The organism is Candidatus Fonsibacter ubiquis (genome assembly GCF_002688585.1).
In the GTDB taxonomy this organism is placed as follows: domain Bacteria; phylum Pseudomonadota; class Alphaproteobacteria; order Pelagibacterales; family Pelagibacteraceae; genus Fontibacterium; species Fontibacterium commune.
Genome location: NZ_CP024034.1, coordinates 252,384 through 265,234, shown reverse-complemented (window position 1 = coordinate 265,234; position 12,851 = coordinate 252,384). Strand labels below are relative to the sequence as shown.

Below are 12,851 nucleotides of genomic sequence, written 5' to 3'. Positions count from 1 at the left end.
TTAATTAATTTTTTCTAAAAAATTATTTATTGAATTTGAAACTTTTTCGATAGACTCTGAATAATTTTTTTCATTATCTAAGATTTTGCCTTTAAGTTCTTGCAATTCTGATTGTAGACTTTGAATTTCTTTTTCTTTATCTTCTTTATATAGAATTGATAAATTTTTAATTTCTTTAAATTTATCTAGTAAAGTTTTGTTTTGATTTTTAAGCTTTTCTATAGACTCTTTGATGGTAAACATTTCATCAATCACTTGAATAGAGCTAATTAATAAAAGTTTACTTTCGCCTATATTTCCAAGATCACTTTTAAGCTTTTCAAATTTTTCATTTAAATGTAAGGATAATTTTTCTAATTCCTGCTCCTGCCCATCTTCGCATGAAAGAATATAATCTCGATTGTTAAATTTAACAGTAACATTTACCATTTATCAAATTCTCCTAACATGGCATCTGTCTCTTGGCTTAATTCGTCAATTTTTTTCACAAACATTTTTTTATTTTTTAATATTTGTTCCAATTGTTCTTTTGTTGACTGCAATTCAGTTTGGACAGAATTAACTTCTTCTTTTAAATTTTTGTTAATATTTTCAGTTTCCTCAATTTTATATCTTGACTCTTTTAATTCTTCTTCCATTTTAGCTAATTCATCTTTTATTGTTTGATTTTCTTTTTCTATAAGATCAATTTTATTTAATAATTCATAATTTCCTGCATCTTGATTATTTAGTTTTTCTTCAAAAACTTTTAGCTCATTGATGATATTATTTTTTTCTTGTTCTAAATTTTTTGACTTCTGATGCAATTCTTCTTTTTCTTTTTCTAACTGATGGCTTAATTTTTTTAGATAGCTGCTTTCTTCTTTTGAGGTTTTAATTAAATCTGCGATTGAATCTAGTTTGTTTAAACTTTCGAATAGCTGTGTTTCTTTATTTTTTAAATTCATTAAACTGAAAAAAAATGTTTAATTTGCATCTTAAACATAATAATAATTCCTGCAATCCAAGTCTATCTATGTTTCATGACAAAAAATAATTACTCAGATCTAGCTAATGCAATAAGATTTTTGTCAATTGACGCAGTTCAAAAAGCAAACTCTGGTCATCCTGGTATGCCCATGGGAATGGCTGATGTAACAACGATTCTTTTTAATAAATTTTTAAGATTTAATCCTCATAATCCATCTTGGTTTAATAGAGATAGATTTGTTTTGTCAGCAGGTCATGGGTCAATGTTGCTTTATTCTGCTTTATACTTATCTGGTTATAAAAGTATTACTATTGAAGATATAAAAAATTTTAGACAATTAGATTCTATTTGCGCTGGGCATCCTGAATATGAAAAAGATTCTGGAATAGAAACGACCACTGGCCCCTTAGGACAAGGCATAGCTAATGCTGTTGGTTTTGCTTTAGCCGAAGAAATTAATAGAGAAAAATTTGGTAATAAGATTTGCAATCATAAAACTTATGTAATTGCAGGTGATGGTTGTTTAATGGAAGGTATAAGTCATGAAGCAATGAGTCTAGCCGGACACTTAAAACTTAAAAACTTAATATTATTTTTTGATAACAACTCTATTTCTATAGATGGAAATACAAATCTTAGTATTTCTGACGATTATAGAAAAAGATTTTCTTCTTATAACTGGGATTTGATTGAGATTAATGGTCATAATCATAATCAAATTTCAAAAGCCATTAGTAAAGTACAAACAGCAAAAAAACCAACGGTTATATCTTGCAAAACTATTATTGGTTATGGTTCGCCAAACAAAAGTAATACTGCCTCGGTTCATGGAAGTCCTTTGGGAGGCCCAGAGATTGAATTGGTTAGAAAAAAATTAAAATGGTCATATCCTCCATTTGAGATACCTGAAAAAATTTTAAAAGAGTGGAGAAAATTAATTATTACTGGAAAAAAACATGAAGAAAATTGGAAAAAGAATTTTGATAAATTAGAAAAAAATAAAAAAGAAGAGATTTTGAGAATTAATTCTGGCAACTTACCAAAAAACTTTAATGAAAAAATTAATCAAATTAAAGATAAATTTTTTGAAAATTTAAAGCCCACTGCTACAAGAAAATCTTCAGAAGCATGTCTTGAGTCAATTACAACATTTATTCCAGAGCTTATAGGCGGCTCTGCAGATTTAACAGGTTCTAATAATACAAAATCATCATCTCAAAAAATAATAAAAGCTAGTAATTTTAATGGTACATATATTCACTACGGAATAAGAGAACATGGTATGTGCGGCGTAATGAATGGTTTGGCTTTAGATCAAAGTATCATTCCATACGGTGGAACGTTTTTAATATTTTCAGATTATTGCAAGCCATCAATTAGATTGGCCGCATTAATGAAACAAAGAGTCATATATGTATTAACACATGACTCAATTGGTCTTGGTGAAGATGGGCCGACGCATCAACCCGTGGAACAGTTATTTAGTTTAAGATCAATTCCAAATTTAAATGTATTTAGACCAGCAGACTCCATTGAAACTTTAGAGGCCTGGGAATTAGCTTTAAAATCAAAATCATCACCTAGCGTTCTTGCTCTTACAAGACAAGATTTGCCAATGGTAAGAAAAAAAGAATCTAAAGAAAATTTAACTCAATATGGAGGCTACATATTGAGTGATTCTAAAAAAGATAATTGCAATCTAACAATAATTGCAACTGGATCTGAAGTAGAGATTGCGTTGGATGTGCAAAAAAAATTAAATGATCAAAATATAGAATCAAAAGTTATTTCTATGCCTTGTTTAGAATTATTTGAGAAACAATCTCAAGAATATAAAAATAAAATTTTAGGAAAAAACTCCTTTAGAGTAACTATAGAAGCTGGAGTTACAACGGGTTGGGAAAAATATACATCTAATGGAATTTCTTTTGGTATCAATTCATTTGGAAAGAGTGCGCCTTATAAACAAATATATAAACATTTTGGTCTTACATCTGAAAATATTACCTCTGAGATCAGGAAAAATTACAAATAATCAAGCTTATACATGAATAATCTAAATACGCTTTCTAGCAATGAGGATATTAAAGGCAAAATTATTTTTTTAAGAGTTGATTTTAATATTCCAATAAAAGATGGAAAGGTAATTGACGATACGAAAATCGTTAAAATGAAAGATATCATTAATAAGTTATTATCTAAAAAAGCTAAAATTATCTTATGTTCTCATTTAGGAAGACCTCAAAAAAATGGAAAAGAAGGATTATCTCTAGATCAGGTTAAAAATAAATTAGAAAATATTTTTAAAAAAGACATAGTCTTCTTAAATAATTATTTGAATAATGAAACTAAGAACAGTATTAGACAGTCAGATAAAGAGTTGTTTCTTTTAGAAAATATTAGATTTCACAAAGAAGAAGAACAAAATGATCTTGAATTTTCTCAACAATTAGCAAATCTTGCAGATATTTATATAAATGAAGCATTTTCATGCTCTCATCGAGCACACGCGTCAGTAACCGGAATAACGAAATTTATAAAATCTTATGCGGGAGAAACAATTTTTAATGAATTAAATTCTTTAGAAAAAATTTTTAATAAATCTAATAAACCTATTACTTGTATTATTGGTGGTTCAAAAATATCTACAAAAATTGATTTAATTTCAAATTTAATTAAAAAAGTCGATTTTATGATTATTGGTGGTGCCATGGCCAATAATTTTATAAAATATAATAATTTTCAGATTGGTAAATCTTTGTTTGAGCCTAATAAAGAAGAAACCATAAAGAAAATTATTTCCATAGCTAAAGAATATAACTGCAAACTAATAATTCCAAAAGATGTTGTTGTCTCAACTAGTGAAAACACCTCTGGTAAAAATAAAAATTTATCTGAGATAGAGGCTAATGATATTATTTTTGATATTGGTATTAATACTATAAAAAGTATTAGTGAAATTATTAATTTATCAAAAACTCTACTATGGAATGGTCCGCTAGGATTTTTTGAAAAAGATCTATTTGCTAATGGCAGTAATGAAGTTGCAAAATTAATTAAAATTAATACACAAAAAAAATTATTAACATCCATAGCTGGCGGTGGTGATACTGCTGCAGCAATTAAAAAAGCAAAAGCTGAAGATGGTTTTAGTTATATCTCAACTGCAGGTGGTGCTTTTTTAGAATGGCTTGAGGGAAAAATACTTCCTGGGCTAAAAGTCCTTGAAAAATAATTTTTAAATAACTAAAAGATTAGTTCTATGAACAGTATCGAGTCTATTGCACTTGCAATGGTGCAAAAAGGCAAAGGAATTTTAGCCGCTGACGAAAGTAATAGCACAATGACTAAAAGGTTAGATTCTATAAAAATTCCCTCCACAGAAGAAAATCGATTAAATTTTCGAGAAACTCTTTTCACATCCAAAAAAATTAAAGATTTTATAAGTGGAGTAATCTTGTTTGACGAAACAATAAAACAAACTGCATCCAATGGTAGAACTATTTCAAAAATACTTAGTGACCAAGGAATTATTCCTGGAATTAAAGTTGATAGAGGGGTGAAACCACTTGCTCTTTCAAATGATGAAAAAATTACTGAAGGACTGGATGGTCTAAAAGAAAGATTAATTGAATATTATAAATTAGGAGCAAGATTTACTAAATGGAGAGCTGTCTATGAAATATCAAATATCTATCCATCGAAAACTTCAATAGTTGCAAACGCCCATGCACTTGCAAGATACGCTGCCATTGTTCAAGACACAAATATGGTTCCAATTGTTGAACCTGAAGTTTTAATGGACGGTAACCATGATATTAAAAAATGTTATGAAGTAACTTCTGCAGTATTAAATGAATGTTTTCATCAACTCGCTATTCACAAAGTAAATTTGAAAGGAATAGTGTTAAAACCTAATATGATATTAAATGGTTCTGAGTCTGGAAAAAAAAATATAACTGGAGAAGTTGCTGAGAAAACTCTTGATTGTCTTAAAAGAAATGTTCCAAAAGAAGTTCCTGGAATAGCTTTTCTTTCAGGTGGGCAAAGTGAAATTGAAGCAACTGAGAACCTTAACTCTATTAATAAAATTAATGATACAAATTTTGCTTTTACATTTTCATACGGTAGAGCGCTACAGCAAAGTGCATTAAAAACTTGGGCAAAAAATATTAATGATAGGGTTACTGTTCAAGCAGTTTTTGATGTAAGATCTGAAATGAATAGTCTTGCCTCAATCGGTAAATGGAAATTAGATTTAGAAAAAAAAGCAGCTTAATTTATTGAGTAAATTTCTTTACTTAATTTCTCCTGAAAGAATTACAAATCATAAAATATTTCTTAAAAAACTGGAACTTGTTTTTACAAGTAACATTATAAAATTTTTTCAACTTAGAGTTAAGAATCAAAAAAGAAAGCAGATTATATTTCTTGGAAAAAAAATAATAAAACTTACTAGAAAATATAAAGTTAATTTTATTATCAATGATGATCCATATATTGCAAAAATATTAAACGCTGATGGCTGCCATCTTGGTCAACAAGATATGTCTATTAATTTTGCAAAAAAAGTATTGAAAAAAAATTCAATTATTGGAATAACTTGTCACAATTCTAAAATACTTGCTTCAAAAGCTATTACTAATAAAGCTAGTTATGTGGCTTTTGGTGCTTTTTATCCTACAAAAACTAAGAAAGTAAAATATAGAGCTAAATTGAGTTTGATTAGATGGGCGAAAGAAAGTTTTAAAAAACCTATTGTTGCCATAGGAGGAATTAATCAAAAAAATTATAAAAAAATATTAAATGCTGGCGCAAATTACATAGCCTGCTCAGCCAGTATATGGAAAAGTAACATGAAAAACCCATTAACTGCTGTAAACATGTTTAAAAAATAGATATATGTTCTCAGAATAAATATGAAAATTTTAGGATCAGACATCAGGGTTGGCAACATCATTGAATATAAAAATGATCTTTGGAAATGCCTTAAAAACCAAACATCAAATCGTGGCAATCTACGATCACACAATCAAGTAGAACTTAAAAGTATTACTAAGGGTACAAAATTGAATGAAAGATTTAGAGCAGACGAAACAGTGGAAAGAGCAAGTCTTGAAGAAAAAAAATTTCAATTTTTATATTCAGCTAACGATGAGTTCTTTTTTATGGATAGTGCAAATTTTGAACAAATATCAATCAATAAATCTATTATTGAGGATTGCGAAAAATTTTTAAAAGAAAACTTAGAAGTTACTATTGAATTTTATCAAGACAAGCCTTTGAACATTATTTTACCAAGGTCCGTAGAATATGAAGTTCTTGAAACAGAATCTGTTGTAAAAGGACAAACTGCTTCTGGCTCTTTTAAACCTGCAACGATACAAAATGGGCTTAAGATAATGGTGCCAGCATTTATAAATCAAGGTGATAAAATAATTGTAGATACAGAAACGCAAGAGTATTTAAAAAAAGTAAGCTAATGCCTTTACTGTCGGCAAATCTCAATGTCATGGAGAAGGCTTGCAAAAAAGCATCCAAACTATTAATTCGCGACTTTGGTGAAATAGAAAAGTTACAAGTATCAAAAAAAGGTCCTGGAGATTTTGTTACCAATTCAGACAAGAGAACTGAAAAGATAATTATAAACGAATTGTCTCTTGCGAGACCTGATTATTCATTTTTGGCTGAAGAAAGCGGTTCGTCCGGAAAAAATATAGAGTTTCGATGGATTATTGATCCAATCGATGGAACTACAAATTTTTTACATGGCGTTCCTTACTTTGCAATCTCTATAGGTCTGGAAAAAAATAAAGAAATTATATGCGGTATGATTTTTAATCCTATAACTAATGAAATGTTTTATGCTGAAAAAGGTAAAGGCGCATACTTAAATAATTCAAGAATACGTGTTTCTTCAAGAAAAAATATAGACGAATGTGTTATTCTAACAGGCGGACCTATTCTCTCTTATAAAAATAAAGAAATTTTTTTTAAAGAGTATGAAACTGTCAGCAAAAAAGTAGCAGCAACTAGAAAATTTGGTAGTTCAGCGTTAGATCTTGCCTATCTCGCAAGCGGTAGGTGTGATGGAGTGTGGGAGAGAAACCTAAATTATTGGGATATTGCTGCTGGAGTTATAATTGTTAAAGAAGCCGGTGGCACAGTCACTGATTTTAAAGGTGGAGATAAATATATTGAAGATAAAAATCTGCTAGCTACAAATTCAAAAATCGATAAAGACCTTATTGCGTTACTTGCGTAAATTTTAAATGCTAAAAATTCTAACTTTTTTATTTATTGATGTCCTTGCATTTAGTGGAGTTTTAATTTCAACATTACCATTTCTAATTTATGAGTATGGTGGAAATATTCTCTTAATAACAATAATTTTTGGATCTTTTTCTTTTTTTCAATTTTTTACCTCTCCACTTTGGGGTAGCTTGTCTGATAGGTTCGGAAGAAAACCACTTATCATCTTAAATTGTTTTGCAGAGATTTTTGCAAATTTAATATTAGCAATTAGTGGAAGTTTATTGATGATATTTTTATCAAGAATTATTGCTGGTTTATTTAAGAATAACGTTTCCGTTGGAACAGCTTATATTGCTGACATTACCACTAAGAAAAATCGAGCTAAAGGTATGGGCTTATTTGGAGTTGCTTTTGGTTTAGGGTTTACTGTGGGGCCATTACTTGGCGGATTAGTTGCCGGATCAAATTTTACTATCATGACACTTTCAAATGTTGCTTGGATTGCCTGTTTAATTAATATTTTTAATTTATTATTTGTAACTTTTTTTTTAAAAGAATCTAAAAAAACTTTTAATAATTTTTCAATAAAAACTTCATTTACTAAAATCTACTTGCAATTTAGATTAATGAAAAAAAAAATCTTACTTCCATTTTTTTTAATTATTTTCATAGTTTATTTTGGTTTTTCTGGAATGGAGGGTATTTTTGCAATCTGGATAAAAGAAACTTTTGTATGGGGCCCAAGAGAAGTTGGGATAGTTATGTTGTATGCTGGTTTAAGCCAAATTATAGTTCAGGGATTTATTTTAAGGGCGCTACTAAAATTTTTTAACGAAATACAGTTAATAAAAAGTGGAATTTTATTTTTAATTTTTGGTTTTTTATTAATCCCAACCTCAAATATTTATTTAGTTCCAGTTGCAATATTTTTTCTTTGTTATGGAATTGGTGTTACAAACCCTTGTTTGAATAGCTTAGTATCCAAAAAATGTTCTAAAAATGAAAAAGGATTTGCTTTAGGTGCTGCTTATTCTGCTCAATCAATATCTAGATTTATTGGCCAACCTACCGCTGGTGTTTTGTTTTTATTTTTTGGAAAAGACATGCCTTTTTACGTAAACTCAACAATTCTTGTACTAACAATAATATTTTATTTATGTTTAGTTAAAAAAGTTAATAAATGATCAGTTTATTCGCTAACAAGTGTTGTCTATTTATCTAGTTTTGCTATAAAAACTTTCTTCTAAATTTATGAAAGAAAAAATACACCCAAAAACACATAAGATAAAAGTTGTAATGACTGATGGGACCCAGTTTGAAACTTTATCCACTTGGGGAAAAGAAAACGACGTGATGAAATTAGATATTGATCCGATATCTCATCCTGCTTGGACAGGCGGTTCACAAAAAATTATTGATAAAGGAAGAGTTAGTAAATTTAATAAAAAATTTGAAAATCTTACAACTAAAACCGTTAAAAAATAAATACCTATGTTAGACAAACCCTTAATGCCAAAAGCGACGGCAGTATGGCTACTTGAAAATACAAGTCTCACTTTCAAACAAATAGCAGATTTTTGTCAGCTTCATGAACTTGAAATTAAAGGTATTGCAGATGGTGACGTTGCTGTTGGAATAAAAGCATATAATCCAATACTTGCAAATCAATTAACAAGAGAAGAAATTGAAGAGTGTAGCAAAGATCCTAACAGATCATTGTCTATTAATAAAAAAGTTTTGGATTACGAAATTAAAACTGTTGTAGGGCCAAAATATACTCCTCTTTCAAAAAGACAGGATAGACCAGATGCTATTGCTTGGTTGATTAAAAATTATCCCCAATTATCAGAAGGACAGATTTCAAAACTTGTTGGTACGACTACAAGTACTGTGGATTCTGTTAAAAGTAGAAAGCATTGGAATATTGCAAATATAACACCAAAAGATCCTGTGGCCTTAAACTTATGTACTCAAAATGATCTACAAAAAGCAGTGGAAAAAGCAAATAGAAGAGTTGAGAGCCAAAAAAAAGCAAAATTAAAATTAGAAGCTAATAAGTAATTTAACTTATTTTATAACTAATATGTCTTTTAAGATAAAAAATAAATCTATTGTTTCTATAGTTATGGGAAGCAAATCAGACTGGTCAACGCTTAAAAAGTCTGCAGAGATTTTAAAAAAATTAAAAATCCAATACATTGTAAAAATTGTATCAGCACATAGAACACCTATGAGGTTAGTAGATTTTGCTAAGTCTGCAAAAAAAAATAATTTAGCAGTTATCATTGCCGGAGCTGGTGGCTCCGCGCATTTACCAGGTATGATTGCTGCAATTACAGATTTGCCTGTCATTGGGGTTCCAATGGAAACAAAATCATTAAAAGGACTAGACAGTTTATTATCAATCGTTCAGATGCCATTTGGTATTCCTGTTGGAACAGTTGCAATAGGAGAAACAGGAGCGAAAAATGCAGCTCTTTATGCTGCCTCAATCTTAAGTCTTAATAATAAAAAAATTGCAAATAATTTACGAATATGGAGAAACAAGCAAACTTTATCGGTAAAACATAGTCCCAAGAAATGAATAAAAAAACCTTTACCCTTGGGATATTTGGGGGTGGTCAGTTAGGAAAATTTTTAGTTCAATCAGCAAAAAAACTTAATATTAGAACCTTTGTTTTTACTGATAGTTTTGACTCTCCTGCAATCTATCACAGTGATGATTTTATTATCTCAAATTACAAAAATAAAAAAAAATTAGATTTTTTTATTAAGAATATTGATTTAGCGACATTTGAATTTGAAAATATACCATTTCAAACCTTGGACTATGTTGAAAAAAAAATTACAGTGTCTCCAAAACCTTCTATAATAAGAATTCTTCAAGACAGGTTAAAAGAAAAAAATTTTTTAAATTCAATAGGAATAAAAACAACTGAATTTTATTACTTAAAAAAAGTTAATAAAAGAAAAATAAATAACAGTTTTTTTCCTGCATTTGTAAAAACAACACGTTTTGGATATGATGGCAAAGGACAGATATTTTTCAAGGATAAAAAAAATTTTTTAAAATATTCTTTTAAAAATAATGAATATATAATTGAAAAATTAGTTAATTTTAAAAAAGAAATTTCTATGGTTATTTCTAGAAATAAATCAAAAACTGTAGCCTTTGATGCTTTTGAAAACCTTCATAAACATCAAATACTTGAAAAATCTAAAATTCCAGCAAACATTAGTAGGAAATTAAATAATGAGGCAAGAGAAATCTCAAAAAAAATAATAAATAAATTAAACTATATTGGAACTATGTGTGTTGAATTTTTTGTAACTAAAGAAAACAAATTATTAGTTAATGAAATTGCTCCTAGAGTTCACAATTCGGGACATTTAACATTGAATGCTTATAATGTTAGTCAGTTTGAAAACCACATAAGAGCTGTTTGTAATCTTAAATTAAAAAAACCAAAAAGAATTTATAAAGCGACTATGTATAACATACTAGGATTTGATATTGAAAAATATAGATCAAAAAACATTACAAAGAAGGAATTCTTTTATGATTATGGAAAAAAAGAAATTAAAGATAAAAGAAAAATGGGACATATAACTAAAATAATTTAAAAACCACGACCAGCTTTTTGAATAGAAAAAAAGCTAAAAAATTCTTTGACATTTTTTAAAAAATTAAACTTTATTTTAAATTGAGATAATAATTTTATATGCTCTAAAGATTTCTGGATTTCTAATTCAATATCTTTCTCGGTTAAATTATCTCTATAAAAAATTAAGATCAAAATTTTTAAATAAACAGATGATAGTATTAATCTTTTTGTATAATAATTAAAATCAACAGATCGATCGCTAGAGATCTTCCAGATAATGTCGGCAACAGAATAAATGTAATTTAATACCTTATTTGAGTTATTATTTTTTATTAAATGTATAAAAATTTTCTTAATTAAATTCTTATTTCTCGCCTCCAATTGAAATCTTTTATTTAATAAAAAAGAAATTTTATCATTAGTTTTTGTAATCTTATTTATATTAGATTTAGTTTCTTTTAAAAAATTCTTGTCTAAATCCTCAAATACTAGACTACTAACTGCAAGTAATAATTCTTCTTTTTCAAAAAAATTTAGCCCAGTATTTTTTTTAAAGAAATCATCCTTATCAATATTATCAAAATTAATATTTTGATAATTTTTATAAAGATATTTTAAGATTTTTTCTTTTTCTAATTTAGTTAGATTAAGCATGAAATTAGTAATGATAAAAAACTTTAAGCAAAGTCCTTATAACTGGATAAAAGACAAGACTTACGATGAAGTTGATTGCTAATAATAGATACTCAAAAGGAACTGGTGAAAAGTAATTTAGAATTATAACCGATACAACCTGTGTAACGAACAACGATATAGCAAAAGCAATAAATTCATTTTGAAAATTTATCTGTGTTCTTCTCTGTTTCAAATATGCAGCTAATATACTTAAAAGAATGAAGCATATAGATGTCATTCCAAAAGGCATTCCTTGTAACGAGTCAAAGATTAATCCAACGAGAAAAAGAAATGTAATTGAAAAACGTCCTTTATCAAAAAAAGAAAAATAAAAAACAAGTATATATTTAATATTTATAATTGGACCAGGCGCAATCCAGGTATTAATAAAAATACTATCATTAATACAAATTAAGATGAAAATAATATGAGCAGAATAAAATTTAATTTTTTCTAAAATAGAACTCATTATTTTTTAACTTTTAAAACTGAAACATAATTTAATTGATGCTCTTTGAAACCAAGATCGACGGAATATTTTCTTTTCTTAATATCTTTTTTATTATCAGTAACTATTTTTCCAATATACAGACCCTCTTTTATAACCCCGTCTGAACCTGAGGTGTAAATTTGATCATTATTTTCTAATACGGCATTTTGTGGAAGGAAAAGTAGTTGTGACCCTGCTAGACCATTTCCTTTTAAAATTGCATTAACGCCCCTTGACGGAATAACAACTGGAACTCTACTATTTAAATCCGTAACAACCATAGCCTTTGAACTAAATAAATTAACTTCTGAAATTTTTCCAAGATAAACATTATTAAGCACAATTGCTTGTCCTAACTGTACCCCGTCGTTAGATCCTATTGATAGAATTATATTTTTAGCAAACTCATTAGTATCTTCATGAATTATTTTTGCATAAATAGATACATAATCATCTTTATTTTTAATTCCTAAAACTCTTTTTAAATTATCATTCTCATTTTTAAAAAATTGTAATTCTCTTTTTTCAGCATTTAATTGTTCAATTTGATCTTTTAGTTTTTTATTTTCTAAAACAATATTAAAATTTAAATACTGTCGGGCAGACCTGCTTAGGTCAGAGATAAGATTAATTGGTGTATTAACAACATAAACACTATAGGTAATTCCATCATTAATTAATGCTTTTAAAAATCTTATTGCCTTAAAATCACTTTTTTCTGAAAATAAAAATAAAAAGGAAACTATAATATAAAAAGGAAGTAGAAATTTTTTGCTGATAGTTTTTTGTAGTGCGGAAACGCCTGGAGTTGAGCTTCTTGCAAGCCTATTTTGACTCATATTATATTTATATAACT

16 protein-coding genes are annotated in these 12,851 nt (G+C 27.9%); 11 read left to right on the top strand and 5 right to left on the bottom strand.

Annotated elements, in window-relative coordinates:
- Positions 1 to 429: a cell division protein ZapA gene (locus CR143_RS01465; protein WP_099340079.1), complete on the bottom strand. Its 429-nt coding sequence runs from the start codon at positions 427 to 429 to the stop codon at positions 1 to 3.
- On the bottom strand, positions 423 to 947 hold the full coding sequence (locus CR143_RS01460) for a hypothetical protein (RefSeq protein ID WP_099340078.1): 525 nt from the start codon (positions 945 to 947) through the stop codon (positions 423 to 425). The genes CR143_RS01465 and CR143_RS01460 overlap by 7 nt, the downstream gene beginning before the upstream one ends.
- Positions 948 to 1,022: 75 nt before the next feature.
- Between CR143_RS01460 and tkt the strand changes: the two genes are divergently transcribed.
- From tkt to CR143_RS01405, 11 genes are all read left to right on the top strand, one after another.
- Positions 1,023 to 3,005, top strand: coding sequence for a transketolase (tkt, locus tag CR143_RS01455; protein WP_099340077.1), 1,983 nt, complete (start codon positions 1,023 to 1,025; stop codon positions 3,003 to 3,005).
- 12 nt (positions 3,006 to 3,017) lie between these two features.
- Positions 3,018 to 4,205, top strand: a complete 1,188-nt coding sequence (locus tag CR143_RS01450) for a phosphoglycerate kinase (protein WP_099340076.1) — start codon at positions 3,018 to 3,020, stop codon at positions 4,203 to 4,205.
- A gap of 27 nt (positions 4,206 to 4,232) precedes the next feature.
- Positions 4,233 to 5,249: a class I fructose-bisphosphate aldolase gene (locus tag CR143_RS01445; protein ID WP_099340075.1), complete on the top strand. Its 1,017-nt coding sequence runs from the start codon at positions 4,233 to 4,235 to the stop codon at positions 5,247 to 5,249.
- 4 nt (positions 5,250 to 5,253) lie between these two features.
- Positions 5,254 to 5,868 carry a thiamine phosphate synthase gene (gene thiE / locus CR143_RS01440; protein WP_099340074.1) on the top strand — a complete coding sequence of 205 codons (615 nt, stop codon included), beginning with the start codon at positions 5,254 to 5,256 and terminating at the stop codon, positions 5,866 to 5,868.
- Positions 5,869 to 5,889: 21 nt separating this feature from the next.
- Positions 5,890 to 6,453 carry an elongation factor P gene (gene efp, locus CR143_RS01435; RefSeq protein ID WP_099340073.1) on the top strand — a complete coding sequence of 188 codons (564 nt, stop codon included), beginning with the start codon at positions 5,890 to 5,892 and terminating at the stop codon, positions 6,451 to 6,453.
- Positions 6,453 to 7,235, top strand: coding sequence for an inositol monophosphatase family protein (locus CR143_RS01430; protein ID WP_099340072.1), 783 nt, complete (start codon positions 6,453 to 6,455; stop codon positions 7,233 to 7,235). The genes efp and CR143_RS01430 overlap by 1 nt, the downstream gene beginning before the upstream one ends.
- Positions 7,236 to 7,242: 7 nt before the next feature.
- On the top strand, positions 7,243 to 8,409 hold the full coding sequence (locus CR143_RS01425) for an MFS transporter (RefSeq protein WP_099340071.1): 1,167 nt from the start codon (positions 7,243 to 7,245) through the stop codon (positions 8,407 to 8,409).
- A gap of 67 nt (positions 8,410 to 8,476) precedes the next feature.
- On the top strand, positions 8,477 to 8,710 hold the full coding sequence (gene rpmE / locus CR143_RS01420; protein ID WP_099340070.1) for a 50S ribosomal protein L31: 234 nt from the start codon (positions 8,477 to 8,479) through the stop codon (positions 8,708 to 8,710).
- Positions 8,711 to 8,716: 6 nt separating this feature from the next.
- A complete protein-coding gene (locus CR143_RS01415; protein ID WP_099340069.1) occupies positions 8,717 to 9,286 on the top strand; it encodes a cell cycle transcriptional regulator TrcR in 570 nt (189 codons plus the stop codon).
- Between the two features lie 22 nt (positions 9,287 to 9,308).
- A complete protein-coding gene (gene purE, locus CR143_RS01410; RefSeq protein WP_099340068.1) occupies positions 9,309 to 9,809 on the top strand; it encodes a 5-(carboxyamino)imidazole ribonucleotide mutase in 501 nt (166 codons plus the stop codon).
- Positions 9,806 to 10,849: a 5-(carboxyamino)imidazole ribonucleotide synthase gene (locus tag CR143_RS01405; RefSeq protein ID WP_099340067.1), complete on the top strand. Its 1,044-nt coding sequence runs from the start codon at positions 9,806 to 9,808 to the stop codon at positions 10,847 to 10,849. The genes purE and CR143_RS01405 overlap by 4 nt, the downstream gene beginning before the upstream one ends.
- On the opposite strand, the gene CR143_RS01400 is transcribed toward CR143_RS01405, so the two are convergent.
- Genes CR143_RS01400 through mreC form a run of 3 tightly spaced genes read right to left on the bottom strand, consistent with a single transcriptional unit; the run spans position 10,846 to position 12,834 of the window.
- Positions 10,846 to 11,484 carry a ubiquinone biosynthesis protein COQ9 gene (locus CR143_RS01400; RefSeq protein ID WP_099340066.1) on the bottom strand — a complete coding sequence of 213 codons (639 nt, stop codon included), beginning with the start codon at positions 11,482 to 11,484 and terminating at the stop codon, positions 10,846 to 10,848. The two genes, CR143_RS01405 and CR143_RS01400, sit on opposite strands and share 4 nt — an antisense overlap.
- 4 nt (positions 11,485 to 11,488) lie before the next feature.
- The gene (mreD, locus tag CR143_RS01395) at positions 11,489 to 11,974 is read right to left on the bottom strand and encodes a rod shape-determining protein MreD (RefSeq protein WP_099340065.1); all 486 of its coding nucleotides are present in this window, start codon (positions 11,972 to 11,974) and stop codon (positions 11,489 to 11,491) included.
- Positions 11,974 to 12,834, bottom strand: a complete 861-nt coding sequence (gene mreC / locus CR143_RS01390; protein WP_099340064.1) for a rod shape-determining protein MreC — start codon at positions 12,832 to 12,834, stop codon at positions 11,974 to 11,976. The genes mreD and mreC overlap by 1 nt, the downstream gene beginning before the upstream one ends.
- Positions 12,835 to 12,851: the final 17 nt, after the last annotated feature.

What these genes read in the sequence shown, in the direction of transcription:
- CR143_RS01425 (WP_099340071.1), top strand. Translation starts at nt 7,243, where the DNA reads ATGCTAAAAATTCTAACTTTTTTATTTATTGATGTCCTTGCATTTAGT.
- CR143_RS01465 (WP_099340079.1), bottom strand. Translation starts at nt 429, where the DNA reads ATGGTAAATGTTACTGTTAAATTTAACAATCGAGATTATATTCTTTCA.
- CR143_RS01460 (WP_099340078.1), bottom strand. Translation starts at nt 947, where the DNA reads ATGAATTTAAAAAATAAAGAAACACAGCTATTCGAAAGTTTAAACAAA.
- efp (WP_099340073.1), top strand. Translation starts at nt 5,890, where the DNA reads ATGAAAATTTTAGGATCAGACATCAGGGTTGGCAACATCATTGAATAT.
- CR143_RS01450 (WP_099340076.1), top strand. Translation starts at nt 3,018, where the DNA reads ATGAATAATCTAAATACGCTTTCTAGCAATGAGGATATTAAAGGCAAA.
- purE (WP_099340068.1), top strand. Translation starts at nt 9,309, where the DNA reads ATGTCTTTTAAGATAAAAAATAAATCTATTGTTTCTATAGTTATGGGA.
- CR143_RS01415 (WP_099340069.1), top strand. Translation starts at nt 8,717, where the DNA reads ATGTTAGACAAACCCTTAATGCCAAAAGCGACGGCAGTATGGCTACTT.
- CR143_RS01430 (WP_099340072.1), top strand. Translation starts at nt 6,453, where the DNA reads ATGCCTTTACTGTCGGCAAATCTCAATGTCATGGAGAAGGCTTGCAAA.
- tkt (WP_099340077.1), top strand. Translation starts at nt 1,023, where the DNA reads ATGACAAAAAATAATTACTCAGATCTAGCTAATGCAATAAGATTTTTG.
- CR143_RS01445 (WP_099340075.1), top strand. Translation starts at nt 4,233, where the DNA reads ATGAACAGTATCGAGTCTATTGCACTTGCAATGGTGCAAAAAGGCAAA.
- mreC (WP_099340064.1), bottom strand. Translation starts at nt 12,834, where the DNA reads ATGAGTCAAAATAGGCTTGCAAGAAGCTCAACTCCAGGCGTTTCCGCA.
- rpmE (WP_099340070.1), top strand. Translation starts at nt 8,477, where the DNA reads ATGAAAGAAAAAATACACCCAAAAACACATAAGATAAAAGTTGTAATG.
- CR143_RS01405 (WP_099340067.1), top strand. Translation starts at nt 9,806, where the DNA reads ATGAATAAAAAAACCTTTACCCTTGGGATATTTGGGGGTGGTCAGTTA.
- mreD (WP_099340065.1), bottom strand. Translation starts at nt 11,974, where the DNA reads ATGAGTTCTATTTTAGAAAAAATTAAATTTTATTCTGCTCATATTATT.
- CR143_RS01400 (WP_099340066.1), bottom strand. Translation starts at nt 11,484, where the DNA reads ATGCTTAATCTAACTAAATTAGAAAAAGAAAAAATCTTAAAATATCTT.